The following is a 24,961-nucleotide window of genomic DNA, read 5'->3' as shown; positions in this document are numbered from 1 at the left end:
CGAACTGACCTATGAAAAGGAAATTCCCATGACCAGATATTTCGTCAGCGCCGCCGGCGCCCTCGTCCTTATGGCGGGCATCGGCACCTCGTTTGCCGAGGACGTTATTGTTCTCAAGCCCGAACAACAGACGGTCATTCGCGAATATATCCATAAGCAGAAGCTGGCCTCAGTCAGTTTGCTCGGCGTCGAACTCAATGTCGGCACGGCACTTCCAGACACTGTCGAGCTCCACGCAATCGACGTTCCGGATGTCCGCTACAAGTATACGGTTGTCGGAGATCATGCGGTTCTCGTCGATCCCGACACTCGCAAGGTCGTGCAGATCATCGAATAACGCGCGAGCCCGCCGCTCCGGTCTGGAGCGGCGGGCTGTGGCTGCCCTGTGAAGGCTCTATGGGCGGCCGTTTTCTCAACGGGAGGATGTCTGATGTTTAGCGACAAGGAAACTTGGGTCCTGGAAGCTGCCTTACTCGCGGCAATTCCAATTTGCGTAGCCGTCACCGCACTCGTGGCATTTTTGACCGCGGCCTGGATATGAATCGCTTCCTGTTTGTGATGGGCGACTTTCTATCCCGGCCACCGGGCTTCTATGTCCTTCTTGTAGCCATGCTGCTCTGTACTGCATTGGTGCCATTCGGCCTGACCAATGTGGTCACCTACGCATTGTCGGTAGCGGCCATCGTGATCACCGGCGTTGTGCTGATCCAGGGTTACCGCGACACGGCCGCCATTCACGCCAAGCTTGATGAGATTATCGTTTCGCTGAATGAGACCAGAAACGATGTCGTCGGCTTGGAGCATGCCGAGCCGGAGGAGATTCGGGAGAAGCTCCAGACACTCGAAGAAGAAGCAATGAAAGCGGTTCGCCCGCCGCATTGACCCTCCGCTGGACTATCTGTCATCCATCAGCAAAAAAGCCCGGGAACCGGGCTTTTTTGCTTCGCGTCTAAATCATTTCGGACTTATCCGAAACGGGAATTTGGTGCCCAGAAGAGGACTCGAACCTCCACTCCTTGCGGAACACGGACCTGAACCGTGCGCGTCTACCAATTCCGCCATCTGGGCTGGTGCGGGCTCATGTAAGCGGGCAAACGATATGTGTCAACGCGCTTTTTCGAGGGCCGCTGCCTGCCGGCTTAGTTTCCCGGGGGTCAGCGCCGCCCCTCACCTGCCTGCCGGCATCCTCTCCCCGTACAGTGACGGGGAGAGGGGCGCTCTCATCGATGATTTTCGCCGGTCACCTGCGTCACAAGAAGAGCGCCGAGGCTGCGGCCAGCCCTTTCTCCCCGTCACTATACCGGGAGAACTGCCCGGCAGGGCAATGAGGGGCAGCGCCGACTTGGCGAATGCGCTGGCCGAAAACCTCACCCCTCCAGCACGTCCTTCGACGCCACGGTGGAATCGGCGTTGAGCTTGTAGATCACCGGCACGCCGGTGCCGAGCTCGAGCTTGACGATCTCCTCGCCGCTCTTGCCGTCCAGCGCCATGATCAGCGCGCGCAGCGAATTGCCATGCGCGGCGACCAGCACGGTGCCGCCTTTCAGAACATGCGACTGCATGTCGTGCAGGTAATAGGGCCAGACGCGGGCGCCGGTGTCCTTCAGGCTTTCGCCGCCGGGCGGCGGCACGTCGTAGGAGCGGCGCCAGATGTGCACCTGCTCCTCGCCCCACTTCTGGCGCGCGTCGTCCTTGTTGAGGCCGGAGAGATCGCCATAGTCGCGCTCGTTCAGCGCCTGGTCGCGGATCGTCTTCAAATCGCTCTGGCCGACCGCGTCGAGAATGTGCTGGCAGGTCTTCTGCGCCCGGATCAGCGCCGAGGTGAAGGCAATGTCGAATTTCAAGCCGCGTGCCTTGAGCTTCTGGCCGGCTTCCTTGGCCTCCTTGTGGCCCTGCTCGGTAAGGTCGACATCGCGCCAGCCGGTGAACAGGTTCTTCAGGTTCCATTCGCTCTGGCCGTGGCGCACGAGCACGAGAGTTCCCGACATGTTTGCTCCTTCAAAATTATGGATGGTTTAGCTCAAGCCGAGCACGTCCCGCATGGAATAAAGTCCGGGCTTTTTACCGCGCGCCCAGAGCGCGGCCTTGACCGCGCCGCGGGCAAAGATGGCGCGGTCCTCGGCATGGTGCGACAGCGTGATGCGCTCGCCGGTCCCGGCCAGGATGACGCTGTGGTCGCCGACCACCGAGCCACCGCGCAAGCTGGCAAAGCCGATCGTTCCTGGCTTGCGCACGCCGGTATGGCCGTCGCGTGACCGCACATCGTTGCCGGCAAGGGAAATGCCGCGTCCCGCCGCCGCCGCTTCGCCGAGCAGCAAGGCGGTGCCCGAGGGCGCGTCGACCTTGTGCTTGTGATGCATTTCGAGGATCTCGATGTCGAAATCCTCTGGACCGAGCGCGCGCGCGGCCTGCCCGACCAGCACCGCCAGAAGATTGACGCCGAGGCTCATATTGCCGGATTTGACGATCGTCGCGTGGCGCGCCGCGGCCTCGATCCTGGCGTCGTCTTCCGCCGAGCAGCCGGTGGTGCCGATGACATGGGCAATGCGTGCCTGCGCGGCATAGCCTGCGAATTCGACGGTGGCTGCCGGCATGGTGAAATCGAGCACGCCGTCGGCCTTGGCGAACACCGGCAGCGGATCGTCGCCGATCGTCACATTGATGATGCCGATGCCGGCAAGCTCGCCCGCATCCCTGCCGAGATAGGGCGATCCGGTTCGTTCGACCGCGCCGACGACGCGGGCGCCGGGGATTGAATGGATGGCGCGGATCAGCGTCTGGCCCATGCGGCCGGCCGCCCCCACCACCACCAGGCCCATTTCGCCGGATTCGCTCATGCTGTTCTCCCCACCGCCTTCTTGGCGCGGCTGCGCAGGACCGGAGTTTGGACGGGCTTCGAGTCGTCGACAAGCCCCAGTCCGTTCTTGCCTTGAATGCGGTGGAAGCGGGCGTAGACACTGTTTGGATCGGCCATCAGTGCGGCATGGGTGCCTTCCTCGACCAGGCGCCCCTCTTCAAGCACGATAATGTGGTCGGCGTTGACGACCGTCGACAGGCGATGCGCTATCACGATGGTGGTGCGCCCTTCCATCACATGGGTCAGCGCCTCCTGGACGCGCGCCTCGGCCTCGTTGTCGAGCGCCGAGGTCGCTTCGTCGAGCAAAAGGATCGGCGCGTTGCGCACGATCGCCCGCGCAATCGAGACGCGCTGGCGCTGGCCGCCGGAAAGTGTCGAGCCGCCCTCGCCGACGGGCGTGTCGTAGCCCTGCGGCTGCTGACGGATGAACTCGTCGGCCGCCGCCAGCACCGCCGCCCGCTCGATCTCGGCGTCGGTCGCCGAAAGTCGGCCAAAACGGATGTTGTCGCGTATGCTGCCTTCGAACAGATAGGGCGCCTGCGAGACATAGGCGATCGAGCCGCGCAGCGAGTGCTTGGTGACTTTGGAAATGTCCTGGCCATCGATCTCGATCGAACCCTTGTCGACATCGTAGAAGCGCTGCAGCAGCGCCACGAGCGTCGTCTTGCCGGCACCCGAGGCCCCGACCACCGCCGTAACCTTGCCGGCCGCGGCGGTGAAACTCAGGTTCCTGATCACCGGCATGTCGGCGCTGTAGCCGAACGTCACATTGTCGAAGCGAACCTCGCCGGTGGTGATCCTTGCTTCGACCGCGTCGGGCGCATCGCCCTGTTTAGGCTCCAGGTCGAGCAGCTCGTAAATCATCCGGGCGTTGACCAGGGCACGTTCCATACCCACCTGCGTACGAGCCAGGCGCCGTGCCGGATCGTAGGCCATGATCAGCGCGGTGATGAAGGAAAACACAGCGCCTGGTGGTTGTCCGAGCACCAGCGCCCGGTAGCCGGAATAGGCAAGGACGGAGGTAATGGCGAAACCGCCCAAAATCTCGGAAATCGGCGACAGCCGCTCCGCGACCCGGGCGATCTTGTTGTTACGCTGCTCGGCCGTATCGGCCATGATGCCGATCCGGCGCGCCAGCTCGGCTTCCAGGGTGAAGGCCTTGACGATGGCGATGCCTTGCGTGGCCTCCTGTACGGACCCGTTCAGCCGCGAGTTGATCAGCACCGATTCCCGGTTGATGCGCCGCAATCGGCGGGTGATGTAGACGACGGCCCAGATCAGCGGCGGCCCGATCAGCAGCGAGCTGAGCGACAACACCGGATCCTGGTAGATCATGACGCCAACGAGGGCGATCAGCGAGACCGCGTCGCGGCTGATGGAGGTCAGCGTCAGCGACAGCAGATCGCGAACGCCGCCGACATTCTCGTTGACCTGTGCCGCCAGCCGACCGGAACGCGTATCGTTGAAGAAGTCGACGCCGAGCTTCATCAGATGGTCGAAGCTGCGCTTCTGGTAGCGGGCGACCAGATTGTTGCCGATCTTGGCCAACGCGACCGCCTGGCCGTAACCGGCGAAGCCGCGCAGCACGGAGGCGGCCATGAACCCGGCGCAGATCCAGACGATCATGTCGCCGCGTCGTTCGTAGAAGATCTCGTTGATCATCGGGGCCATGATCCACGCCGTGAAGGCGGTGGTGGCGGAAACAATCAGCAGGCAGCCGACGGCAACGACATAGGTCCAGCGATATTCACTACCGTTTTCGGCCAGGATGCGGCGCAGCACCGCAGTGACCTCAGCTGGCTGGACTTTCAGTTTGAGTGGACTTTGAGCGGTCAAATCGCGGGCGCTTCGTGGTTTGCTAGAGCATGATGCCGAAAAGTGGGAAGCGGTTTTCGGACGACATCATGCTCTATCTCTTTGATTTAGAGCCGGATTCAGATTTCAGGTCGATTCGATCTGAAATCATCCGGCCCTAGGGATGCCAGGCTGGAATTCGGCCCCCTCTTAGCGCCCCGGCTACGGCTTGCCTATGGCGAAACTTCGTCGCGGCCCGAGGTTGGGGTCACGAAAGCGGCAGCCATTTCCAGGAAAATACCCGTTTTCGGGACGAAATGGATCATGCCCGCCAGCGCCGCCCCGCGGTCTGGACGCCGAACAGCGAAGGGTTGCGGGCATAGGCGGCAAGGCCCAGAAGTGCTGCCAGCGGGTGGGTGATGACATAGACCGGCATTGAGGCCATCAGCGCGCTGTGCGGCGCTTTGTCCTCGAAGGCGGCACGGAAATTGCCTTCCTTCAGTGCCGGAACGATCTTTTGCGCGATGCCGCCGGTCAAAAACACGCCGCCGCGGCTCATGAACACCAGCGCGAGGTCGCCGGCGGTGCGGCCGAGGCAGGTGACGAACAGCGCCAGCGCTTCCTCGGCAACCGGGTCGGTCTTGGCCAGCGCCGCCCCGGTGATTTCGGCCGGCGTGGTGAACGGCGCCGGCTTGCCGTCGGCCTTGGCGACCGCCCGGTAGACATTGACCAGACCGCGCCCGCACAGGATCTGCTCGCCCGAAATGCGGCCGTCCAGCTTTTCGATATGCGGGAACACCTCGAAATCGCGCGGCGTCCGCGGACCGATATCCATATGGCCGCCTTCGCCAGGCACCGGGATCCAGTGGTGGAGGGCATGAACCAACCCGGCGACGCCGAGGCCGGTGCCGGGGCCGAGCACGACACGCCCGGCATTCTCCTCCGGCGCGCCGCCGCCGATCTTTTCCATATGCTCTTCGCCGAGCGCCACGACGGCCAGCGCCTGCGCCTCGAAATCGTTGAGCACGACGATGTCGCCCAGGCCCAGATTGGCAAACATCTGCTTCGGCTTCACCACCCAGGGACAGTTGGTAAGCGGGATCTCGTCGCCATCGACTGGTCCGGCGATCGCCAGCACTGCCGAATTCGGCCGGATGGACGACCGGTCGAGCACCGCCGCCTGGATCGCCTCGTCTATGGTGGCGAAATTGGCGGTTTGCACGATATGCGGCTCACCGGCTTCCGAATTTGCGTCGAGCACGATCGAAAAGCGCGCATTGGTGCCGCCGATGTCGCCGATCAGCACTGGAAACCGCAACGCGGTGTCGTCGTCGCCTGACATGCTCTTGCTCGTCCCCTTTGCGGCGCCGTTGCGACCGTTTCAATCGCCCGGTTTTTCAATCGCCCGGTGTTCAATCGCCCGGTGTTCAATCGATTGACTAGCGCATGGCCCCGGAAAGGGAAAGCGTCAGTTCGCCATCACTGTCCGACGTTTGCCGGCGGCCGTCGCCTTGGCAGGGGAATGCCGATCTCCGGCGTGGCGGTGAATGCGTTGGCTGCGTTTGGCAACCCGCCCGCATTGCCCGCAATAGGCGGAGGCGCGTCGGGTTCCGGCGCCCTGGCGGCGATCGGCACGCCGCCGCCGCGATAGGTGACGGCTTCGGCCGAGTCGGCATCGGGCTGGTCGAGCACGAACTGGCATTGTTTCGGCAGGTTCGCCATCGTCATCAGGTCGCGCGCCTTGGGCGCGTCCGGGTTCTTGTTGGGCCGCCACGGCTCCTCGGTAAACCACCAGGCCAGCGGCTTGCCGCAGCCGTCATCGTCGGGCGTCGCTTCCTGTCCCTTGCAGTTGGGCGAACCCGGCTGGCAGCCGATGCGGATGTGGAAATGATAGTCATGGCCCCAGAACGGCCGGATTTTTCTCAGCCAGGTACGGTCGCCGGTGACGGTGTCGCACAGCTTCTTCTTGATGCCTGGATTGACCAGGATGCGCTCGACTTCCGGATAGCTCGCGGCGCGCTTCAACAGCTTGGTATGTATCGGCTTCCACAGCCTGTCCTTCACCAGATGCGTCTTGTCGTCGACCATCAGCGTGGCGCTGATGTTTTCGCGCTCCTGGGTCGTAAGCTTGCGGTCGGGCATCGGCGTCAGCCAGATGTCGGCGTCGAGGCCGATCTGGTGCGAGGCGTGCCCGGTCAGCATCGGGCCGCCGCGCGGCTGCGAAATGTCGCCGATCAGAAGCCCCGGCCAGCCGTCGGCGGCGGCATCGCGCGACAGTTTCTCGATCAGCGCGATCATCGTTGGATGACCCCAGCGCCGGTTGCGCGAGGGACGCATCACCTCCCAGTTCTGGCCGTCCATCGGAATGGCGACGCCGCCGGTGAAGCAGCCCTTTGAATAGAAGCCGAAGGATTGCGCCGCAGCCACCGCCGGCAGCTTCTTGGCGCCGAACAGGTCTTTTGCCCGTGGCTCGGCCGTGATTGCGCCCGCCACCAGCCCGGCCAGCGCCACGACCGCCAGCGCCGCCGTCAGGAACGGCCGTCTGCCGGTCAAGGATCGCATCGAAATCGTCATGAACCCCACTGCAAAAGTCCGCAACACAATCGAATCATATCACCCTCGGGCTCGCGTTTCGATTATCTACCTTCATCGGGCTGCGCGGCTCGCCGTCGCGCCAGCTGCCGTCGGCCCACATCCGATCGAACGCCTGGCGGTAGTCCGGATAGCGGAACCGGTAGCCCGCTGCCTTGATCGCGGCGTTGGCGACGCGCTTGTTCTCGCCATAGAAGGACCGCGCCATGGGCGAAAGTTGGGCGGTCTCGAAAGGAATCTCCGGCGGCGGCTCGACGCCCATCAGCGAAGCGGCATAGGTGACGACATCCTGCGGCGGCGCCGGCTCGTCATCGGTGATGTTGAAAATGCCGCCTCTATTGCCACCGATGAGGTGCCAGAGCGCGCCGGCGATGTCGTCGCAATGGATGCGGTTGAACACCTGGTCGGGCTTGACCAGCCGCCTGGCCGTGCCGTTTTCCAGATTGACCAGCGCGTTGCGACCCGGCCCGTAAATGCCGGAAAGCCGCAGGATGGCCACCGGCTTGCCGGTCTCGAGTCCAAGCTGCAGCCAGCCCCGCTCGGCCGCCACTCGCATCGACGAGCGTTTCGACACCGGCCGGCATTCGGCCGTTTCATCGACCCAGGCACCGTCATAATTGCCATAGACGCCGACGGTCGAGAGATAGCCGATCCAGCGAAGCGCCGGCATCGCCTCGATCGCCTTGCGCGCGGCGAGAAGCACAGGGTCGCCGGCCTCCTCCGGTGCCACCGAGACGACGAGATGGGTGGTCTTTTCCAGCGCATCGCCGATTTCAGGGGTCAGGGCGCCGTCGAACAGCAGCGGCGCGATGCCGACCTGCCGCAGCGCGTCGAATTTTTCCAATGAGCGCGTGGTGCCAAAAATGAGATTCTTGTGAACAGGGGCGCCCACACTACCCCTCCCCACAAGGGGGAGGGAACGTTGCCGCGCGCTCTTACCGATCCCAGTCGCTGGGTCTGCGAAGGTAGGCGCTTCCGCGAGTTCCCCTCCCCCTTGTGGGGAGGGGTTAGGGGTGGGGGTATTCGTAGTGCGCAAACCGTGCCAGCCCGCATTGGCCCGTGCAAAGGCTTTGCCCGAATAGCCGGCGCCAAAGATAAAAACCTGTTTTTCGCTCATGCGTGCGCCTCAATTGGCAATACGGACAGCCATTCGCCCCGCACTGTCTTGTCGGTTTCAGTGTTCGAGTAGATCGCCGCCTGCCTGTTGAATTCGGCGGCCGGCACCAGCCGCGCCAGCGCCCAGATCGCCGCGCCGCGCACCAGCGGCGAGGCGTCGCCAAGGAGGGCGCGCACCGGGCCGGCCAGCGAAACATCGCCGGAATTGCCGGCGGCGGTCAGCACGTTGCGGACAAAGCGGTCGCGGCCGATGCGTTTAATCGGCGAGCCCGAGAAGAAAGACCGGAACGCCGTGTCGTCCAGCTGCAACAGCTCGCCCAGCGGCGGCTCGCGCAGTTCGTCGCGGGCAGCAAGCTTGGCTTCCGAAGCGGCGCGGGCAAACTTGTTCCACGGGCAGGCGGCGAGACAATCGTCGCAGCCATAGATGCGGTTGCCGATCTTTTCGCGGAATTCTTGCGGGATCGGCCCCTTGTTCTCGATGGTCAGGTAGGAGATGCAGCGCCTGGCATCGAGCCGATAGGGCGCCGGAAAGGCATCGGTCGGGCAGGCGTCGAGACAGGCGCGGCAGGAACCGCAATGGTCTACCTCGGTCGCATCGGGCGTGAGCTCAGCCGTGGTGAAGATGGTGCCGAGAAACAGCCAGGAGCCGTGCTCGCGGCTGACCAGATTGGTATGCTTGCCTTGCCAGCCGAGCCCGGCGGCCTCAGCCAGCGGCTTTTCCATCACGGGCGCCGTATCGACGAAAACCTTCACGTCGCCGCCGGCCCGCGCGACGATCTTGCCGGCGATCTCCTTCAGCCGGCCCTTCATCACCTCGTGATAGTCGCGGTTTTGCGCATAGACCGAGATCGCGCCGCGATCGCGCCTTGCCTGCAGCGCACGCGGATCGTGGTCGGGGCCGTAATTCATTGCCAGCACGATGATCGAGCGCACCTCGGGCCACAGCGTCGAAGGCTCGCTACGGCGTTGAAGCGTCTCCGCAATCCACGCCATCGAACCGTGAAAACCATCGGCGACGAATTCGGCCAATCTGGCTGGCGCCAGCGGGATCGCATCGGGCGTGGTGACGGCAACCGCATCGAAGCCGGCGCGCCGCGCCTCGGCGTCGACTAGCGCGCGCAGGGTTTGGCTTCTAGAAGTCGAGGTCCGCATAATGCGACACCGGCGACAGGCCGCGCACCCGGTCGGAGAGCAGCGGCCGGAACGACGGCCGCGATTTCACCCGCGTGTACCATTCGCGCGCCGCGGCATGCTCGCGCCAATCGATCTCGCCGAGATAATCCAGCACCGACAGCGTCGCCGCTGCCGCCAGGTCGGCATAGGTGACCTTGCTGCCGGCCAGCCAATGACGGGTGCCGGCCAGCCAGTTGGTGTACTTCATGTGCTGGCGAATGTTGGCGCGCGCCGCGCGGATCGCCGCCGAATCGGGGGAACCGCCGCCCGCCGTTTCCGGCATCACCGGCTTCAGCACGCGCTCGCGCACCAGATGCCGGGTCACTTCGCTCTCGGCCTTGTTGAGATACCAGTCGGTCAGGCGGCGGATTTCGGCGCGCTGCATCGGGTCTTCCGCAAACAGGCGCTTGTCGCGCTTCAGGACACCACGTGTTTCGTCGAGATATTCAGCGATCACCATGGCGCCGACGATCGGCACGTCGCCTTCGGCCAGCAGGATAGGCAAGGTGCCGGCGGGGTTCAGCGCCAAAAACTCCTTGCGCCGCGTCCACGGTTTTTCCTCGATCAGCGCCAGCTCCTCGCCATATTCGCCGAAGGCGAGGCGCACGAAGCGGCAGGTGGCGAACATCGGGTGATGGAAAAGCGTCAGCATGATTCCGCGATATTAAGGCGCACTGGCGAATCGCCGTCCGCACCGGTAAGTCTTGGCGGCCCGTCATGCGGCCGTCACGGTGCTGCGACCTATAGGGGGACTTCCGCGCCGTGACAAGCAAGCCCTTTTGCCAGCCGTTTCCTTCCGTCCCTTGAATGCCGAGGTTGCCATGGATAGCCACACCATCGTCGAAGCCCTGCTGCTCGGCCTGCTGGAGGGGCTGACCGAGTTCATCCCGGTCTCCTCGACCGGCCATATCCTGCTCGCCGGCCATTTCCTCGGCTTCCATTCCACCGGCAAGGCGTTCGAGATCCTGATCCAGCTCGGCGCCATCCTGGCGATCCTCAGCGTCTATTTCCGCCGTCTGTGGCAGATGCTGCTCGACCTGCCGCATGATCGGCTGACGCGGCATTTCGTCATCGGCATCCTGATTGCCTTCCTGCCGGCCGCCATCATCGGCGCGCTGGCGCATGATTTCATCAAGACGGTGCTGTTCGAATCGCCAAGGCTGATCTGCATCATGCTGATCATCGGCGGCGTCGTGCTGCTGGTCGTCGACCGCATGAAGCTGCAGCCGGTCTACCGCGACGTCGAGCGCTTCCCGACAAGGCTTTATTTGCAAATCGGCCTGTTCCAGTGCCTGTCGCTGATCCCCGGGACGTCGCGCTCCGGTTCGACCATCGTCGGCGCGCTGCTGCTGGGCGTCGACAAGCGCGCGGCGGCGGAATTCTCCTTCTTCCTCGCCATACCGACCATGGTCGGCGCCTTCGCCTTCGATCTGTTCAAGAACCGCAACGTGCTGAGCAGCGCCGATCTGCCGATCATCGCCATCGGCTTCGTCGCCGCCTTCGTTACCGCGCTGATCGTCGTGCGCTTCCTGCTCGATTACGTCTCGCGCAACGGCTACTCGCTCTTCGGCTGGTGGCGCCTGGTGGTGGGCACTGTGGGGTTGGTGGCGCTGATGATCTGGGGGTGAGCTTTACCCTCCCCCTTGTGGGGGTCCGAAGGACGGGCGAGACAGGCGGCTCGCCCCGGTCAGTCGATCCGCAAAGCGGATCGGGGTGGGGGTCGGCGCCACACCCCCGCCCCGTTTCGCCAACGACGCGTCGCTTGCTCACCGACCCTCCCCACAAGGGGGAGGGTAAAGGCCGCTAACTCCTCCCATAAAACGCGTTCTCGACATGCACAGGCCAGCGCCAGGGCAGCACCGCGATCATGTCGAAGCGCATCGACAATCTGCCATAATCCGGTTGGCGCGACAGCCAGATGTCGGCCGCGCCCTCGATGCGGCGCTCCGATTCGTGGCCAATCGCCTCCATCGCTTCCATCAGCGTGCGCCGCGCCTTGACCTCGACGAACAGCACCAGGTCGCCGCGCCTGGCGATCAGGTCGATCTCGCCGAAGCGGGTGCGATGCCGGCGGGCGAGGATGCGATAACCTTTCAGCATCAGCGCCGCCGCCGCCAGCCACTCGCCGCGATGGCCGCGCCGATAGGCTTTTTGGCGGCTGGCGGCCGGGCGCTCAGCCACCTTCGCCTTCTCCAACCGCATCCCTGAGTTCCAGCAGCCGGCGGTAGAGCGACTGCTTCTGCCCGCCTGTCATCTTCGCCGCTTCCGCCGCCGCCTTGGACGCCGGCATTTCGGCGGCCAGCGACAGCAGCAGCCTGTCGATGTCGGCGGGTTGGTCGGCCTTGATCTCGGCGGGCCCGACGCAGATGACGATCTCGCCCTTCGGCGTGTCAGCCGCCGCATAGTGGTCGGCCAGCGCCTGCAGCGTTCCCGTCCGCATCTCTTCAAAAGTCTTGGTCAGCTCGCGGCCGATGGCGGCCTTGCGCCCACCACCCAGCGCCTCGACCATCGCAAGCAGCGTATCGGCCAGCCGGCGTGGCGACTCGAAGAAGATCAGCGTTGCCGGCACCGTCTTGAAGGTCTCCAGCCTGGTCAGCCGCTGCCCAGATTTCACCGGCAAAAACCCCGCAAACAGGAAGGCGTCGGACGGCAGGCCCGACGCAGTCAGCGCCGCCAGCGGCGCCGATGGGCCGGGGATCGGCACCACGCGCAGGCCGTGCTCCAGCGCTTCGCCGACCAGCCGGTAGCCTGGGTCGGAGATCAGCGGCGTGCCGGCATCCGAAATCAGCGCCACGCTCTGCCCGGCCTCGAGTGCTGCGATCAGCTTCGGTCCCGCCTCGCCGGCATTGTGTTCGTGATAGGCGGTTGTGCGCCTGCGGATGCCGTAGCGGTCGAGCAGCACGCGTGAGACGCGGGTGTCCTCGCAGGCGACTATGTCGGCGGCAGCCAGCGTTTCCAAGGCGCGCAGCGTGATGTCGGAGAGGTTGCCGATCGGCGTCGCCACCAGATACAGCGCCGGCGCCAGCGGCCGGACTGCGACCTCGGTCTGCCCGATCACATAGCTGCGTTTCTCGCCGGTCACCGGGTCTCTCCATTTCGCCCTGTTTGGCATGGCGCGCGCCGGGTTGCAAAACTCCCGAACGTCGGGCCAAACCTGACGCCGATGTAACCCGGCGGCCATGTCTTTGCCACAGTGGGGAACGAAAGCGTGGCTGGCGGATTGAATACCTGAGTCTCTTGAGGAGGAGGACAGGATGGACAGCCTGGAATTGCAGGACGTTTTCGAGCCCTATTATGCCGAGCGCAAGCGCTTCACTGCGCGAAAGGGCAAGCGTGCGCTCGCCGAAAGCGACACCGGCCTGGCCAGTCGGACGGCCACCGCCTTGCCGACGAATGTCAGGCTTTCGGACAACAAACCGGACAGCACGACGGAGCACTGACCGTACGATGCCCAATCGTTTCGATATCTTCATCACCCGTCTTGAAACGAAGAGCGCCCGCGAAGGCGCGCCGCCGCATCCGATGAACGACCAGAACAGCGTCCGCCGGGACAAGAGCGACGCCAAGCCGGCCCGGACCGGAGAGGCGCATGCCGAGAAACACCGCGGCAAGCGCCGCTTCAAGCACGACGCTTGACCTTCGCGATTGGCGAGGACCACCCTCACTTCGTCATCACGGGCGAGCAAGGAGCGAAGCGACGCGGCGCAGACTCGAGGATGACGAACGCGTGGTTACGAAGCCCCCATAGTTCAATCGAGATATCGCGAAGCCCGTGCCTTCAGAAGGTCGATCAACTCCGGATCCATGGATCCGTAGTCATCCGGGATGTCGAGGCAGATGACGCGGGCCTTCTTCAGGCTCTCCTTGAATTCTTCTGCAGCTTGGTGCGGTGCGCTTTTTCCATCACGAAGACGATGTCGGCCCAGGCGACCAGTTCATGCGTCAGCGGCGTGTCTGCATCGTGATTGGTGCCGGCCGACTCGACCTCGATATCCCTACGTTTGGAGAACACCTGCTCGGCGGTCGGGCTGCGCAAGCGGTTCTGGCTGCAGACGAACAGGACGTTCTTCACCGACTACTCATCCCAGATCTTACGCAGATTTTTGCTGAGAGGGATGTACTGATCAAATGTGAGTCCATTCAGATCAAACTCGAGCAACTCATCCTTGGCGATTCCGCGAAGCTTATTTCCAATATATGTTATGAAACTGAGGACAACGCTGAATTCGCTCAAGTGGGTCAATTTTAGTTTCGATGTGACCGTTGCGTTCCTGATGAAAATCGCCTGAGCCTCAAAGAGGTCGTCTTGCTCTGGAGATCTCAAGATTTCGGTCAATCCAAACTCGAACACATCATCCGTGTTCAATGTCATCAAGGTCTCGTGGATCAGGAACGTCATCGCAGGAGTCACCTCGGATGCGGCGCTGGCACGCCAGCGGTTCAACAAGTCGACTTTCTAACATCCTTGCTCAAGCCGATAAATCGTCCAACAGCCCGGCCATTTGCCCTGTGGGCTCACCGCGCCAAATCCGCCACCACGGCATCGAGCACGATCATGCCGGCTGGCGTGGCGCGTAGCCTCGCATTGCCGATCGGCGCCACCAGCCCCTCATCCTGCAGCACGGTCAGCCGGGCGCTCGACAGGCCGCGCCCGGAAAACGCCTCGTAGCGGGAAAGGTCGATGCCTTCGGCCAACCTCAGCCCCATCAGCAGGAACTCGTCGGCCTCTTCGGAGCGCGTCAGGATCTCGCCGCCGGTGACGCCATGGCCCCTGGCCTCCACCAGATTGGCCCAGGTCTCCGGCATCCGCTCGGCGATCGTCACGGTGCGGTGGCCGTTCTCGATAAAGCGGCCATGCGCGCCCGGTCCGACGCCGACATATTCGCCATAGCGCCAATAGGTCAGATTGTGCCGGCTCTCGGCGCCCGGCCTGGCGTGGTTGGAAATCTCATAGGCCGGCAGGCCATGCGCTGCGGTGATCTCCTGCGTCAGCGCATAGAGATCGGCGGCCCGGTCATTATCGGGGATGATGAATTTGTTCGCCGCATGAAGGGCATGGAACGGCGTGCCTTCCTCGATGGTCAGCTGGTAGAGCGACAGATGGTCGGCGGCATGGCCGATCGCCTGTTCGAGCTCCGCCTGCCAGTCATCCAGCGTCTGGCCGGGGCGGGCGTAGATCAGGTCGAAGGAAAGTCTTGGGAATATGTCCCGTGCCAGGCCAATTGCATGCAGCGCCTCGTCGACATTGTGCAGCCGGCCGAGGAAGCGCAGATCCTTGTCGTTCAGCGCCTGCACGCCGAGCGACACACGGTTGACGCCGGCGGCGCGGTAGCCGCGAAATCGCTCGGCCTCGACCGAGGACGGATTGGCTTCCAGCGTCACCTCGATGCCGTCGGGCACCGTCCAGTTCTTCGCCACGGCGTCCAGCACCGCCGCCACCGTCTGCGGCTGCATCAGCGACGGTGTGCCGCCGCCGAGAAAGATACTGGTCACTTCGCGCGGCCCGGTCCGCTCGCTCATGGTCTTCAGCTCGTTCTCGAAGGCGCGGGCAAAGCGCTCCTGGTCGACCGGCTGGTGACGGACATGGCTGTTGAAGTCGCAATACGGGCATTTGGCCGCGCAGAACGGCCAATGGATGTAGACCCCGAAGCCCGGGCTGCGGTCCAGCGACATTAAGCTGAGCCTAACCTGGCGCGGGCGAATTTCTGGAAGGCGCGGGCGCGGTGCGACAGCGCCGTCGGCTGACCGGGCTTCCAGCCGTGTTTTTCCTCAGCGCTCATCTCGCCGAACGTCTTGTCGAAACCGTCGGGCAAAAACACCGGGTCGTAGCCGAAGCCCAGTTCGCCGCGCGGCGGCCACACCAGCGTTCCCTCAGCTTCGCCGCGATAATATTCAGCCTCGCCATTGGGGAAGGCCAGGCAGATGACGGCGACGAACCGCCCCTTGCGCTGCGCTGGCTTGGCGGCGCCGACCTCCTGCAAGGCCACTTCGGTGCGCTGCATGGCCATCCCGAAGTCGCGGCTGCCATCGGGAGCTTCGGCCCAATTGGCGGTGTAGACGCCGGGGGCGCCGTCGAGCGCGTCGACGCACAGGCCCGAATCGTCCGACAGCGCCGGCAGGCCGGTCGCCTTAGCCGCGGCGAAGGCCTTGATGTAGGCGTTTTCCTCGAAGGTGGTGCCGGTCTCCTCCGGTTCCGGCAGGCCGTAGTCCTTGGCCGACTTCGCCTCGAAGCCGAACGGACCCATCAAATCGGCGAATTCGCGCAGCTTGCCTTCATTGTTGCTGGCAACGACGATCTTCTTTCCATCGAGAGAATGCATCAAAGGCCCCAGATCCTTGGCTCGGCGAATTCGATCGAATTGCCCGAGGGGTCGCGTATGTAGATCGAGCGCCCGCCCTGCGGCCATTCGAATTCGCTTTCGATGGCGATGTTTTTCGCCTCAAGTTGCGCCTTCCACTGTGCGAGTTCATCCGCACTTGCGGCAAAGCAGAGATGGCCCTCGCCGACCGTGCCATGTGGCGGCACTTTCAGCCGCGCATCGGGCGCCGGCGGGATTTTGGTGGCTTCGGCGTAGAAGACCAGCAGCACGCCCGGGCCGCAGCGGAAGAAGAGATGGCGGCCGTCGACCTTGCCGAGGAGAGGGAGGCCGAGGACGTTGGAGTAGAAGGCTTCGGCAGCGGCGAGATCCGTGACGTAAAGCGCTGACTCAAGAATAGCGGAGGGTTGCATCAGGCACCCCCCTCCGCCCTGCCGGGCATCTCCCCCGCAAGGGGGGAGATTGGCAGTTCCGCTGGCGGCGTCTCAACGTTGATGGTTGGCGAAAACGGTAGCGACCTCTGATCTCCCCCCTTGCGGGGGAGATGGCCGGCAGGCCAGAGGGGGGTGTGAAGGATCGCCGACGTCATCACGTTAAATTCAATCAGGCCACAGCCATCTGCTGCAAGCTCACCAGCCGCTGAATGCCCTTCTTTGCCAGGCCCATCAGCTCCGCGAACTGCCCTTCCGAGAACGGCTCGCCCTCGGCGGTGCCCTGGATCTCGACGATGCCGCCCTTGCCGGTCATGACGAAATTGGCGTCGGTGCCGGCAGATGAATCCTCGATGTAGTCGAGGTCGATGACCGGCTGGCCGTCATGGATGCCGCAGGAAATTGCCGCGACATGGTCCTTCAGCACCTTGGCAACACTGGCCATCTGCCGCGCTTCCATCCAGCGCAGGCAATCGTAGAGCGCCACCCAGCCGCCGGTGATCGAGGCCGTGCGGGTGCCGCCATCGGCCTGGATGACGTCGCAGTCGACGGTGATCTGCTGTTCGCCCAGGGCCTGCAGGTCGACAACGGCGCGCAAGGAGCGGCCGATCAGCCGCTGGATTTCCAGCGTGCGGCCGCCTTGCTTGCCGGCCGAGGCTTCACGGCGCATGCGCTCGCCGGTCGAACGCGGCAGCATGCCGTATTCCGCCGTCACCCAGCCCTTGCCGGAATTGCGCATCCAGCCCGGCACCTTTTCCTCCAGGCTCGCCGTGCACAACACATGCGTGTCGCCGAATTTCACCAGGCACGAGCCTTCGGCGTGTTTGGAGACGCCGCGCTCGAAGGAGATGGCGCGCATTTCGTCGGCTTGGCGTTTGGAAGGGCGCATCGAGGCCTCTTTCTGTTCTTTTATGGTTGCGTCGGCGGCTTGTAGACGCATGCAGCCCATGGCGCAAAGGAAAAGGCCCCGGCACAGACGCTGGGGCGATCGCAAGTGCGACGCCGGGTTGCGCGGCGGCGATGGAAGTCTATATCCTTGGGCCGGAGGTTTTTGGCTCGAATGACCAAGGCAGTCACCGAACCCAGTCTGCTGGCGCCCGCGCTGCAATCGCTCGACATGCGTTCGCGCGACATTTTCCGGCGCATCGTCGAATCCTATCTGAAGGACGGTGAGCCTGTGGGATCGCGCAGCCTGTCGCGCATCCTGCCGTCGTCGCTGTCGCCGGCCACCATCCGCAATGTGATGAGCGACCTCGAGCATCTCGGCCTGATCTATGCCCCGCACATCTCGGCCGGGCGCCTGCCGACCCAGACCGGCCTGCGCTTCTTCGTCGATGCCTTCATGGAGCTTGGCGATCTCTCCGACGAGGAACGCCGGGTCATCGAGGCGCAGGTGCGCGCCTCCGGCTCGGGCGCGACGCTGGAACACATGCTGACCGAGGCCAGCCAGATGCTGTCGGGCATGTCGCGCGGCGCCGGCCTGGTGCTCGCCACCAAGAACGAGGTGGCGCTGAAGCACATCGAGTTCATCCAGCTCGAGCCGACCAAGGCGCTGGCGGTGATGGTGTCGCAGAATGGCGATGTCGAGAACCGCGTCGTCGACCTGCCGGCCGGCATCACCGTCTCGCAGCTGCACGAGGCCTCCAACTTCCTCAACGCCCATATCAGGGGCCGCACGCTCGCCGAGGCGCGCATCGAGATCGCCCGCATCAAGGACGAGACCAGGGCAGCGCTGGACACGCTGTCGCAGGATCTGGTCGAGAAAGGCCTGGCGGTGTGGGCCGGCGCCGACAGCGGCCTGCCGGCGCGCCTTATCGTGCGCGGCCGCGCCAATTTGCTCGAAAACGTCACCGCCCAGGCCGATATCGAATTGCTGCGCCACCTGTTCGAGGATCTGGAGACGCAGGACGGGCTGATCCAGCTGCTCGACCTCGCCGAGGACGGCCCCGGCGTGCGAATCTTCATCGGCTCGGAAAACAAGCTGTTCTCGCTGTCCGGCTCGTCGCTGGTCGTGGCGCCCTACCGCGACAAGGACGCCCGCGTCGTCGGCGCGCTCGGTGTCATCGGCCCGACCAGGCTGAATTATGCCCGCATCGTGCCGATGGTCGACTACACGGCCCAATTGATTACCCGGATGTTAAGATAATTCCGAAGCCGGGATCACCGTAAAGGAGGGCGCAGAATGGCGCTTGAATCGTTCAAGGCCCAGATCAGCATGCTTCTCGAAGAGATGGTCAACCAGCCGGAGGACGAGCACGAAATCCAGGAGCAGCTGCGCGAAAAACTGCGCGAAATGCGCGCCATGGGCTTGCCGCTGCCGGAAGATCTCGTCGCATTGGAAAAGCGTCTCGACGACGATCTCGACGTCGAAGAGGAAAGTTGAGCGGTTCTCTCGTCGAATCTGCGCGCGCGCACGCTTCTCTTTTGCGGCGGCCGCACAATATCTCCCTTGTGCATGACGCGCCGACCGGCGCGAGTTCGAGGAGAACAGCATGATCCGGATTGCCGGCTTGGCAGGCCTTGCCCTGCTTCTGGCCACCAGCGCCTTCGCCCAGCAGGCCGATCAACCGCTGCTGACCGGCAAAGACGCTTTCGGCGACTGGACGGCCGACAAGCCAGGTGTGCGCCGGCTGATCAAGCCGGATGATCTGCAAAAGCCCAACATCACCGAATCCGCCTCCAACAGCGCCGGCCTTGGCGATCGGCCCGAGGGCGCGAAGCCCGTCCTGCTGCCTGGGTTTTCGGCCGAACTGGTTGCTTCCGGCATTTCCAATCCGCGGGTCGTGCGCGTGGCGCCGAACGGCGACCTGTTCGTCGCCGACAGTGACGCCAACCAGATCCGCGTCTATCGGCTGGCCAAGGGTAGCGCGAAGCCGGCCGAAGAGGGCATTTTTGCCGACAATCTCAACCAGCCCTATGGCATCGCCTTCTACCCGCCTGGCGACAAGCCGCAATGGGTCTACGTCGCCAACAACGACAGCGTGGTCCGCTACGCCTATCGCGACGGCGACCTTAAAGCCTCCGGCGAACCGGAGACGATTGTCTCCGACATCCCTACCGGCGGCCACTGGACCCGCGATATCGCCTTCTCGCCGGACGGGAAGACGCTGTATCTCTCGGTCGGCTCCGGATCGAACGTCGCGGAGGGCATGCAGAAGGCACCGAAGGGCGGCCTTGACGCCTGGGCAAAATCACAGCCACTCGGCGCCACCTGGGGTTCCGAGGATGGCCGTGCCGACGTGCTGGCCTTCGGCCCCGACGGCAAGAATGGCCGCATCCTCGCCACCGGCCTGCGCAATTGTTCGGGCATGACCGTGCAGCCGGCCACCGGCGCGCTGTGGTGTGTCGTCAACGAGCGCGACGGTCTCGGCGACGATGTGCCGTTCGAATATGCCACCTCAGTCAAGGACGGCGCCTTCTATGGCTGGCCCTGGTATTATATCGGCGCCAACGAGGACCCGCGTCACGAGGGCGCGCGCCCAGACCTCGCCGGCTCGGTCACCGTGCCCGACGTGCTGATGCAGGCGCATTCGGCGCCGCTCAACATCGCCTTCTATGGCGGCGGCAATTTCCCGGCAGAGTACAAGGGTGACGCCTTCGTCGCCCTGCACGGCTCCTGGAACCGTGGTATGAGGACCGGCTACAAGGTGGTGCGGCTGAGATTCAGCGACGGCAAGCCGACCGGCGAGTACCAGGATTTCATCACCGGCTTCGTCCTCTCCGACGACGCCGTCTGGGGCCGGCCGGTCGGCGTCGCGGTGGCCAAGGACGGCGCGCTTATCGTCACCGAGGATGGCAACGGCACCATCTGGCGCATCACCCATGTCGATGGCCCATCCTGAGCCGGCGAACAGCGCAATCCGGCCCTAATGCACGTCCCGATGGATCACCTTGGGATAGGTATGGATCACCTCGGCCGATGAGACGCGGTCATCAAAACCGGTATCCCTGAGATTGAAGAGCCCGACCGAGCCGAAGGACTTCTTCGCCCCTTGCGCGAAGCGGCTGTCGCTGAAATCGTGCTCGTAAAGGCTCACCGTGACGTGGCCGGCATTGAGCTTCGGCACGTAAACACTGCTGATGGTGTCGTTGGCGACGCCCAGTTGGTTGATGTGGAAGCGATAGAGGTCCTGCACCATGCGCCGGGCCGCATTGCCATTGATCATCCAGTATTCGCGGCGCGATGCGCGGTTCGGGTCGATGAGTTTGAGCGGCGCCTTGCGGCCAAGCCCGAGCCAGTGCTCGAACACCATCACATTGGCGCCCCAGGGATAGGGATAATTGGACTTGTCGATGATGCGTGGCGGGCCATCCTCGGCAATCTCGGCGGTATCGACATAATCCAGCCATTGCAGCTGGAACGACGCTTCCACGTTGAGGTCGGTATTGCGCGGATCGGCAGCAATGATGCGCCAGTCCGAGACCGGCGGATATTTGGTGTCGAGGTCGATGTAGAATTCGCCTTTGGCGGTGTCGTCGGGGTCTATCTTTTGCGGTCCGTCACGCTCGATCGCCACCAGCCGCACCTTGAAGCGGTTGTTGACGACCAGCGGATAGATCATCGGACGAACGGGGTAGGCGCCAGGGTTCCGGCTGTCGGTAAAATATCCAGTCTGCGGAACGACATCGCTATCGCCCTTGTCGAACAGGCTGAAAGCCTGACGCCCCTCGAACCACAGATACCATTCCAGCTCGTGGACGTGACCGCGTGCTTCGGAATAGTTGTTGGGCATCCACTTCATGAGCTGGATGTGAAGTCTTTTGGCTAACATGGGTGCTCCTGCCGTTCGGAGCCATGCGAGATAGCCGACCGCCTTCGGGGCGTAAGTGAACCATCTCTCGCTTTCAGGCGAGGATGACCGGCTTTCATGCCCTGCTTGGCGCAATCGAATCCGTTTTGCCGTTGCAGGCTTTCATGGCATCAGAGTCGTTTCACGAGGTGCGACCGTCATGACCCTCGCCGGCTTCCTTGCCTATAGTGCTGCGCTGGGCATCGCCGCCGCCATTCCCGGGCCCGGCGTCACCGCGCTTGTGGCGCGGGCGCTCGGATCCGGCTTCCGCTCATCGCTGGCGATGTCGTTCGGCCTGATGCTCGGCGACCTCATTTATCTCACCGCGGTGGTGCTCGGCCTTGCCTTTGTCGCGCAAAGCTTCGGCATGGTGTTTCTCGCCATCAAATGGCTGGGCGTCTCCTATCTCGCCTTCCTCGGCTGGCGTTTCTGGACGGCCGGGATCACGCCCGAGACTGTCGAGGCCAGGAAAGGCAAGGGCGGCCTGGTATCGAGCTTCCTTGCCGGCCTCTCCGTCACGCTGGGCAACCCGAAAACGATGATCTTCTACCTCGCCATCACGCCGACCATCGTCGACCTGAAGACCATCACGCTCGCCGACTACGGCATCCTGGTCGCGCTCACCGTCATTGTGCTCTTCGTGGTGCTGGTGCCATATCTTGCGCTGGCCGCCAAGGCGCGCTGGTTCCTGAAATCGCCACGCGCGCTGAAGGCGCTGAACCGCACCGCCGCCGGCTTCATGGTGGGCGCGGCCGCTGCCATTGCCGCACGTCAGTAGATCGGTTCAGGCCCATCCATTCCGCCGATCGGTCCATCCGGAAAATGCGGCTTGAGGGGACAAGCGTTTTCAGCAAGCGGCCCACTCGATATTTTCGGCCGGCAGCCTATCTTGCGCGGGCGAAAGCCCTATTCTGTCCGCCGACGCCAATTGCCTGATCTGATTTGGGAGCGAAACCAATGAACAAGCCTTCCGCGCGCGTGCCCGGCCGCGGCCGTGTCTACAACTCGATCACCGAGACGATCGGCGACACGCCGCTGGTGCGGCTCGACAAGTTCGCCAAGGAGAAGGGCGTCGTTGCCAACCTTCTTGCCAAGCTCGAATTCTTCAATCCGATCGCCTCGGTCAAGGACCGCATCGGCGTTTCCATGATCGAGGCGCTGGAAGCGTCGGGCCGGATCAAACCCGGCAAGACGACGCTGATCGAGCCGACCTCGGGGAATACCGGCATCGCGCTCGCCTTCGCCGCCGCCGCCAAGGGCTACAAGCTGATCCTGACCATGCCCGAAACCATGTCGGTGGAGCGCCGCAAGATGCTGGCGCTGCTCGGCGCCGAACTGGTGCTGACGGAAGGGCCGAAAGGCATGAAGGGCGCCATCGCCAAGGCCGACGAATTGGCCGCCACCCTGCCTGACGCCGTCATCCCGCAGCAGTTCGAAAACCCGGCCAACCCGGAGATCCACCGCCGCACCACCGCCGAGGAGATCTGGAACGACACCGATGGCGGGGTCGACATCTTCGTCGCCGGCATCGGTACCGGCGGCACGATCACCGGCGTCGGCCAGGTGCTGAAGCAACGCAAGCCCTCGGTGCATGTCGTCGCCGTCGAGCCGGAGGCCTCGCCGGTGCTGTCGGGCGGCCAGCCCGGCCCGCACAAGATCCAAGGCATCGGCGCCGGCTTTGCGCCCAAGATCCTCGACACCTCGATCTATGACGAGATCGTCAAGGTCTCCAACGAGGATTCGGTCGCCAACGCCCGCCTCGTCGCCCGCCTTGAAGGCGTGCCGGTCGGCATCTCGTCGGGCGCTGCCCTGCAGGCCGCCATCGCCGTCGGGTCGCGGCCGGAGAACAAGGGCAAGAACCTGGTGGTGATCATCCCGTCCTTCGCCGAGCGCTATCTGTCGACGATCCTGTTCGACGGGCTGGGGGCTTAACGTCTTAACTGGATAGGCGGCGATCCTTCGCACCCCCCTCTGCCCTGCCGGGCATCGGGGGTGCTGTCCCTCCGACATCGGAAGTCTCATGGCTGGACCGCAGAAAACCCGGCCGTGGCGTCCGCCACCGGCTTGAGCGGGAGGCGGCTTCAGGGTCAAATCGCCCCGGCCTGCTTCGCGCGGGCAGGGGGAGAATCACATGTACAAGCTTTACACGCGCCCAGGCAGCGGCGGTTTTGTCGTCGAGGCCGCATTGGCGCTGGCAAACGCGCAATTCGACCAGATCGATGTGCCGAAGAAGGATCCGCCGGACCCGGCTTTCCTCGACATCAGCCCGTTGAACCAGGTTCCGGTGCTGACCTTGCCCAACGGTCAATCGATAACCGAATCGGCGGCGATCTGCATCCTGCTTGCCGAGCGCCATCCGGAGGCGGGTCTGGCGCCGGCCGCCGGATCGCCGGATCGCGCCGGTTTCCTGCGCTGGATGGCGTTCATGTCATCGGTGCTCTACCCCGCCATCCTGCGCCTCTACTATGCCCATCGCTACACCGCCGATGCCGACGGCAAGAAAGCCGTCAAGCAGGCAGCCATTGCCGAGATGGACCGCGGCTTCGCCATTGTCGATGCAGCCCTCGAGGGGCGCGGCTGGCTGGTCGGCGACGCGATGTCGCTGGCCGACATCTACCTCGTCATGCTGGTGGCCTGGCACCCCGATATGGACAAGGCGCGAGCCGACTGGCCGAACATCGAACGCTTATGGTCGGCGCTGCGCGCGCATCCGCTGATGAAACGGCTCAACACCACGCATGAAATGTGGCCGGCCTGAACGGACGCTTCAATTTCGCAGGATCGCCCGTTTCGCCTGCAGGAAGCGGCGCACGGCGGGGTCGCGTTCAAGGCCGATCGCCCGGTCATAGGCTTCGACCGCTTGCGCCGCATTGCCGAGCCTGGCCAGCAGGCCGGCGCGAGCGGCCCAATAGGGCTGATAGTCGTTGAGCCGCTTGTCGTCGCCCAGCACGTAGAGCGCCGCCAGTCCTGCCGCCGCCCCTTCGGCCTCGGCAATCGCCACGGCGCGGTTGATCGAAATCACCGGCGAGCCTGATATCGCTGACAGCGCATCGTAGAAGTTACGGATCGCCGCCCAATCGGTTTGGCCGGTCCGTCGCCGCGTCGCATGCACCGATTGTACCGCCGCTTCGAGCTGGTAGCGGCCGATGACGCCCATGGTGGCGGCGTGGCCCAGCAGCGCCTCGGCTTCGTCGATCAGCGCGTGATCCCAAAGACGGCAATCCTGGCCGGCGAGCGGCACATAATCTCCAGCCGCATCGCGCCGCGCCGGGCGGCGCGCCTCGGCAAACAGCATCAGCGCCAGCAGGCCGAGCGCTTCCGGTTCGTCCGGCATCAGCGATGCCACCAGCCGCCCGAGCCAGATGCCTTCGGTCGCCAGATTGCGCGCTCTCGTCTCGGTCCCTGCCGGGTCGGTCCAGCCTTCGGCGAAAGCCGCGTAGATCGCTTCCAGCACCGTTCCCAGCCGCTCGCCGAGTTCGGCGCGATCCGGCACGCGGAACGGAATGCCGATCTCGCGGATGCGGCTCTTGGCGCGCACCAGACGCTGGCCCATCGTCGCCGGCGAAACCAGGAAGGCCGAGGCGATCGTCGCCGCGTCGAAACCCAGAATGGTCTGCAGGATCAGCGGCGCCCGCACGCTGGCTTCGATCGCCGGATGCGCACATGCAAACATCAGCCTGAGACGTTCGTCGGGAAGGTCTTCGTCTTCCATGCTCGCCTCCATCTCCTCGGCCATCAGCTTGAGATGGTCGCGGCTCGCCTCGCTGGTCAGCCGACGGCGCACCGCGTCGACGCGCCGCCGGCGCGCCACGGCCAGCAGCCATGCTTCCGGCTTGTCGGGCACGCCGGTCTGTGGCCAGCGCTCCAGCGCCGCGGCGAAGGCCTCGGCCA

The 24,961-nt window shown here is 64.2% G+C and carries 28 protein-coding genes, 1 tRNA gene and 1 pseudogene; 11 read left to right on the top strand and 19 right to left on the bottom strand.

Annotated features, from left to right (window positions below):
- Nucleotides 1–28: 28 nt before the first annotated feature.
- Nucleotides 29–337: a DUF1236 domain-containing protein gene (locus tag X751_RS139285; protein ID WP_023681217.1), complete on the top strand. Its 309-nt coding sequence runs from the start codon at nucleotides 29–31 to the stop codon at nucleotides 335–337.
- A 200-nt stretch (nucleotides 338–537) separates the two neighbouring features.
- Nucleotides 538–882 (top strand): low affinity iron permease family protein, encoded by a 345-nt coding sequence (locus X751_RS139290; protein WP_023672069.1) that lies wholly within the window; start codon nucleotides 538–540, stop codon nucleotides 880–882.
- Between the two features lie 101 nt (nucleotides 883–983).
- Here the strand turns inward: X751_RS139290 and X751_RS139295 are convergent.
- The 9 genes from X751_RS139295 to X751_RS139330 form a co-directional block, all read right to left on the bottom strand.
- A tRNA-Leu gene (locus X751_RS139295) sits at nucleotides 984–1,068 on the bottom strand.
- Between the two features lie 299 nt (nucleotides 1,069–1,367).
- A complete protein-coding gene (locus X751_RS139300) occupies nucleotides 1,368–1,988 on the bottom strand; it encodes a 2,3-bisphosphoglycerate-dependent phosphoglycerate mutase (protein ID WP_023672068.1) in 621 nt (206 codons plus the stop codon).
- 27 nt (nucleotides 1,989–2,015) lie between these two features.
- The gene (gene dapB, locus X751_RS139305) at nucleotides 2,016–2,837 is read right to left on the bottom strand and encodes a 4-hydroxy-tetrahydrodipicolinate reductase (RefSeq protein ID WP_023745889.1); all 822 of its coding nucleotides are present in this window, start codon (nucleotides 2,835–2,837) and stop codon (nucleotides 2,016–2,018) included.
- Nucleotides 2,834–4,693 (bottom strand): ABC transporter ATP-binding protein, encoded by a 1,860-nt coding sequence (locus tag X751_RS139310; RefSeq protein ID WP_023745888.1) that lies wholly within the window; start codon nucleotides 4,691–4,693, stop codon nucleotides 2,834–2,836. Before X751_RS139310 ends, dapB begins: the two co-directional genes overlap by 4 nt.
- A 280-nt stretch (nucleotides 4,694–4,973) precedes the next feature.
- Nucleotides 4,974–5,993, bottom strand: coding sequence for a glucokinase (locus X751_RS139315; RefSeq protein ID WP_023672067.1), 1,020 nt, complete (start codon nucleotides 5,991–5,993; stop codon nucleotides 4,974–4,976).
- A gap of 137 nt (nucleotides 5,994–6,130) precedes the next feature.
- Nucleotides 6,131–7,225 carry a penicillin-insensitive murein endopeptidase gene (mepA, locus tag X751_RS139320; RefSeq protein WP_023672066.1) on the bottom strand — a complete coding sequence of 365 codons (1,095 nt, stop codon included), beginning with the start codon at nucleotides 7,223–7,225 and terminating at the stop codon, nucleotides 6,131–6,133.
- Between the two features lie 34 nt (nucleotides 7,226–7,259).
- Nucleotides 7,260–8,360 (bottom strand): SDR family oxidoreductase, encoded by a 1,101-nt coding sequence (locus X751_RS0134085; RefSeq protein ID WP_023745887.1) that lies wholly within the window; start codon nucleotides 8,358–8,360, stop codon nucleotides 7,260–7,262.
- The gene (queG, locus tag X751_RS139325; RefSeq protein ID WP_023745886.1) at nucleotides 8,357–9,511 is read right to left on the bottom strand and encodes a tRNA epoxyqueuosine(34) reductase QueG; all 1,155 of its coding nucleotides are present in this window, start codon (nucleotides 9,509–9,511) and stop codon (nucleotides 8,357–8,359) included. Before queG ends, X751_RS0134085 begins: the two co-directional genes overlap by 4 nt.
- Entirely contained in the window at nucleotides 9,492–10,184 is a 693-nt protein-coding gene (locus X751_RS139330; protein WP_023672063.1) for a glutathione S-transferase family protein, read from the bottom strand. The genes queG and X751_RS139330 overlap by 20 nt, the downstream gene beginning before the upstream one ends.
- Before the next feature lie 169 nt (nucleotides 10,185–10,353).
- Here X751_RS139330 and X751_RS139335 point away from each other — a divergent pair, with 169 nt between their 5' ends.
- Complete coding sequence (locus X751_RS139335) at nucleotides 10,354–11,160, top strand: undecaprenyl-diphosphate phosphatase (protein ID WP_023745885.1); 807 nt, start codon at nucleotides 10,354–10,356, stop codon at nucleotides 11,158–11,160.
- A gap of 175 nt (nucleotides 11,161–11,335) precedes the next feature.
- On the opposite strand, the gene X751_RS139340 is transcribed toward X751_RS139335, so the two are convergent.
- Together X751_RS139340 and rsmI are read right to left on the bottom strand one after the other, a co-directional pair.
- A complete protein-coding gene (locus X751_RS139340) occupies nucleotides 11,336–11,713 on the bottom strand; it encodes a YraN family protein (RefSeq protein WP_023745884.1) in 378 nt (125 codons plus the stop codon).
- The gene (rsmI, locus tag X751_RS139345) at nucleotides 11,706–12,614 is read right to left on the bottom strand and encodes a 16S rRNA (cytidine(1402)-2'-O)-methyltransferase (protein WP_023745883.1); all 909 of its coding nucleotides are present in this window, start codon (nucleotides 12,612–12,614) and stop codon (nucleotides 11,706–11,708) included. The genes X751_RS139340 and rsmI overlap by 8 nt, the downstream gene beginning before the upstream one ends.
- Before the next feature lie 172 nt (nucleotides 12,615–12,786).
- On the opposite strand from rsmI, the gene X751_RS139350 reads away from it, so the two are divergent.
- Together X751_RS139350 and X751_RS139355 are read left to right on the top strand one after the other, a co-directional pair.
- Nucleotides 12,787–12,972: a hypothetical protein gene (locus X751_RS139350; RefSeq protein WP_023672059.1), complete on the top strand. Its 186-nt coding sequence runs from the start codon at nucleotides 12,787–12,789 to the stop codon at nucleotides 12,970–12,972.
- Between the two features lie 7 nt (nucleotides 12,973–12,979).
- Nucleotides 12,980–13,168 carry a hypothetical protein gene (locus X751_RS139355; protein WP_023672058.1) on the top strand — a complete coding sequence of 63 codons (189 nt, stop codon included), beginning with the start codon at nucleotides 12,980–12,982 and terminating at the stop codon, nucleotides 13,166–13,168.
- Nucleotides 13,169–13,281: 113 nt separating this feature from the next.
- Here the strand turns inward: X751_RS139355 and X751_RS01000000164165 are convergent.
- The 6 genes and pseudogenes from X751_RS01000000164165 to rph all read right to left on the bottom strand — a co-directional run bounded on the left by X751_RS01000000164165 (nucleotide 13,282) and on the right by rph (nucleotide 17,169).
- Nucleotides 13,282–13,604 (bottom strand): annotated as a pseudogene (locus X751_RS01000000164165) (low molecular weight protein tyrosine phosphatase family protein).
- Nucleotides 13,605–13,607: 3 nt separating this feature from the next.
- Nucleotides 13,608–13,976, bottom strand: a complete 369-nt coding sequence (locus X751_RS139360; protein ID WP_155923877.1) for a hypothetical protein — start codon at nucleotides 13,974–13,976, stop codon at nucleotides 13,608–13,610.
- A 71-nt stretch (nucleotides 13,977–14,047) separates the two neighbouring features.
- Nucleotides 14,048–15,205, bottom strand: coding sequence for a radical SAM family heme chaperone HemW (gene hemW / locus X751_RS139365; protein WP_023681230.1), 1,158 nt, complete (start codon nucleotides 15,203–15,205; stop codon nucleotides 14,048–14,050).
- Nucleotides 15,205–15,852 carry an RdgB/HAM1 family non-canonical purine NTP pyrophosphatase gene (gene rdgB / locus X751_RS139370; protein ID WP_023745881.1) on the bottom strand — a complete coding sequence of 216 codons (648 nt, stop codon included), beginning with the start codon at nucleotides 15,850–15,852 and terminating at the stop codon, nucleotides 15,205–15,207. The genes hemW and rdgB overlap by 1 nt, the downstream gene beginning before the upstream one ends.
- Nucleotides 15,852–16,262 carry a VOC family protein gene (locus X751_RS139375; protein ID WP_023745880.1) on the bottom strand — a complete coding sequence of 137 codons (411 nt, stop codon included), beginning with the start codon at nucleotides 16,260–16,262 and terminating at the stop codon, nucleotides 15,852–15,854. Before X751_RS139375 ends, rdgB begins: the two co-directional genes overlap by 1 nt.
- A gap of 190 nt (nucleotides 16,263–16,452) precedes the next feature.
- Nucleotides 16,453–17,169, bottom strand: a complete 717-nt coding sequence (rph, locus tag X751_RS139380) for a ribonuclease PH (protein WP_023672052.1) — start codon at nucleotides 17,167–17,169, stop codon at nucleotides 16,453–16,455.
- A 171-nt stretch (nucleotides 17,170–17,340) separates the two neighbouring features.
- Here rph and hrcA point away from each other — a divergent pair, with 171 nt between their 5' ends.
- From hrcA to X751_RS139395, 3 genes are all read left to right on the top strand, one after another.
- Complete coding sequence (gene hrcA / locus X751_RS139385; RefSeq protein WP_023681233.1) at nucleotides 17,341–18,426, top strand: heat-inducible transcriptional repressor HrcA; 1,086 nt, start codon at nucleotides 17,341–17,343, stop codon at nucleotides 18,424–18,426.
- A gap of 36 nt (nucleotides 18,427–18,462) precedes the next feature.
- Nucleotides 18,463–18,663, top strand: a complete 201-nt coding sequence (locus tag X751_RS139390) for a hypothetical protein (protein ID WP_023672050.1) — start codon at nucleotides 18,463–18,465, stop codon at nucleotides 18,661–18,663.
- A 109-nt stretch (nucleotides 18,664–18,772) separates the two neighbouring features.
- Entirely contained in the window at nucleotides 18,773–20,122 is a 1,350-nt protein-coding gene (locus tag X751_RS139395; protein WP_023745879.1) for a sorbosone dehydrogenase family protein, read from the top strand.
- Nucleotides 20,123–20,146: 24 nt separating this feature from the next.
- Here the strand turns inward: X751_RS139395 and X751_RS139400 are convergent, their stop codons facing one another.
- Nucleotides 20,147–21,052 (bottom strand): hypothetical protein, encoded by a 906-nt coding sequence (locus X751_RS139400; protein WP_156936405.1) that lies wholly within the window; start codon nucleotides 21,050–21,052, stop codon nucleotides 20,147–20,149.
- A 178-nt stretch (nucleotides 21,053–21,230) separates the two neighbouring features.
- On the opposite strand from X751_RS139400, the gene X751_RS139405 reads away from it, so the two are divergent.
- The 3 genes from X751_RS139405 (at nucleotide 21,231) to X751_RS139415 (ending at nucleotide 23,828) form a co-directional block, all read left to right on the top strand.
- Entirely contained in the window at nucleotides 21,231–21,848 is a 618-nt protein-coding gene (locus tag X751_RS139405) for a LysE family translocator (protein ID WP_023745878.1), read from the top strand.
- 179 nt (nucleotides 21,849–22,027) lie between these two features.
- Entirely contained in the window at nucleotides 22,028–23,002 is a 975-nt protein-coding gene (cysK, locus tag X751_RS139410) for a cysteine synthase A (RefSeq protein ID WP_023672045.1), read from the top strand.
- A 199-nt stretch (nucleotides 23,003–23,201) separates the two neighbouring features.
- Complete coding sequence (locus X751_RS139415; protein WP_023681237.1) at nucleotides 23,202–23,828, top strand: glutathione S-transferase family protein; 627 nt, start codon at nucleotides 23,202–23,204, stop codon at nucleotides 23,826–23,828.
- 9 nt (nucleotides 23,829–23,837) lie between these two features.
- Here X751_RS139415 and X751_RS139420 read toward each other — a convergent pair.
- On the bottom strand, nucleotides 23,838–24,961 hold a 1,124-nt coding region (locus X751_RS139420), incomplete at its 5' end, for a DUF6596 domain-containing protein (RefSeq protein ID WP_023745877.1).

Source organism: Mesorhizobium sp. LNJC394B00, assembly GCF_000502555.1.
Lineage (GTDB): Bacteria > Pseudomonadota > Alphaproteobacteria > Rhizobiales > Rhizobiaceae > Mesorhizobium.
Note: the sequence above shows the minus strand (reverse complement) of the source record. Positions and strands in the feature narration are given on the sequence as shown.

Coding starts and splice junctions, on each gene's coding strand:
- X751_RS139285 (WP_023681217.1), top strand. CDS start 29: ATGACCAGATATTTCGTCAGCGCCGCCGGCGCCCTCGTCCTTATGGCG.
- X751_RS139290 (WP_023672069.1), top strand. CDS start 538: ATGAATCGCTTCCTGTTTGTGATGGGCGACTTTCTATCCCGGCCACCG.
- X751_RS139300 (WP_023672068.1), bottom strand. CDS start 1,988: ATGTCGGGAACTCTCGTGCTCGTGCGCCACGGCCAGAGCGAATGGAAC.
- dapB (WP_023745889.1), bottom strand. CDS start 2,837: ATGAGCGAATCCGGCGAAATGGGCCTGGTGGTGGTGGGGGCGGCCGGC.
- X751_RS139315 (WP_023672067.1), bottom strand. CDS start 5,993: ATGTCAGGCGACGACGACACCGCGTTGCGGTTTCCAGTGCTGATCGGC.
- mepA (WP_023672066.1), bottom strand. CDS start 7,225: ATGACGATTTCGATGCGATCCTTGACCGGCAGACGGCCGTTCCTGACG.
- X751_RS0134085 (WP_023745887.1), bottom strand. CDS start 8,360: ATGAGCGAAAAACAGGTTTTTATCTTTGGCGCCGGCTATTCGGGCAAA.
- queG (WP_023745886.1), bottom strand. CDS start 9,511: ATGCGGACCTCGACTTCTAGAAGCCAAACCCTGCGCGCGCTAGTCGAC.
- X751_RS139330 (WP_023672063.1), bottom strand. CDS start 10,184: ATGCTGACGCTTTTCCATCACCCGATGTTCGCCACCTGCCGCTTCGTG.
- X751_RS139335 (WP_023745885.1), top strand. CDS start 10,354: ATGGATAGCCACACCATCGTCGAAGCCCTGCTGCTCGGCCTGCTGGAG.
- X751_RS139350 (WP_023672059.1), top strand. CDS start 12,787: ATGGACAGCCTGGAATTGCAGGACGTTTTCGAGCCCTATTATGCCGAG.
- X751_RS139355 (WP_023672058.1), top strand. CDS start 12,980: ATGCCCAATCGTTTCGATATCTTCATCACCCGTCTTGAAACGAAGAGC.
- hemW (WP_023681230.1), bottom strand. CDS start 15,205: ATGTCGCTGGACCGCAGCCCGGGCTTCGGGGTCTACATCCATTGGCCG.
- rdgB (WP_023745881.1), bottom strand. CDS start 15,852: ATGCATTCTCTCGATGGAAAGAAGATCGTCGTTGCCAGCAACAATGAA.
- X751_RS139375 (WP_023745880.1), bottom strand. CDS start 16,262: ATGCAACCCTCCGCTATTCTTGAGTCAGCGCTTTACGTCACGGATCTC.
- rph (WP_023672052.1), bottom strand. CDS start 17,169: ATGCGCCCTTCCAAACGCCAAGCCGACGAAATGCGCGCCATCTCCTTC.
- hrcA (WP_023681233.1), top strand. CDS start 17,341: ATGACCAAGGCAGTCACCGAACCCAGTCTGCTGGCGCCCGCGCTGCAA.
- X751_RS139390 (WP_023672050.1), top strand. CDS start 18,463: ATGGCGCTTGAATCGTTCAAGGCCCAGATCAGCATGCTTCTCGAAGAG.
- X751_RS139395 (WP_023745879.1), top strand. CDS start 18,773: ATGATCCGGATTGCCGGCTTGGCAGGCCTTGCCCTGCTTCTGGCCACC.
- X751_RS139400 (WP_156936405.1), bottom strand. CDS start 21,052: ATGTTAGCCAAAAGACTTCACATCCAGCTCATGAAGTGGATGCCCAAC.
- X751_RS139405 (WP_023745878.1), top strand. CDS start 21,231: ATGACCCTCGCCGGCTTCCTTGCCTATAGTGCTGCGCTGGGCATCGCC.
- cysK (WP_023672045.1), top strand. CDS start 22,028: ATGAACAAGCCTTCCGCGCGCGTGCCCGGCCGCGGCCGTGTCTACAAC.
- X751_RS139415 (WP_023681237.1), top strand. CDS start 23,202: ATGTACAAGCTTTACACGCGCCCAGGCAGCGGCGGTTTTGTCGTCGAG.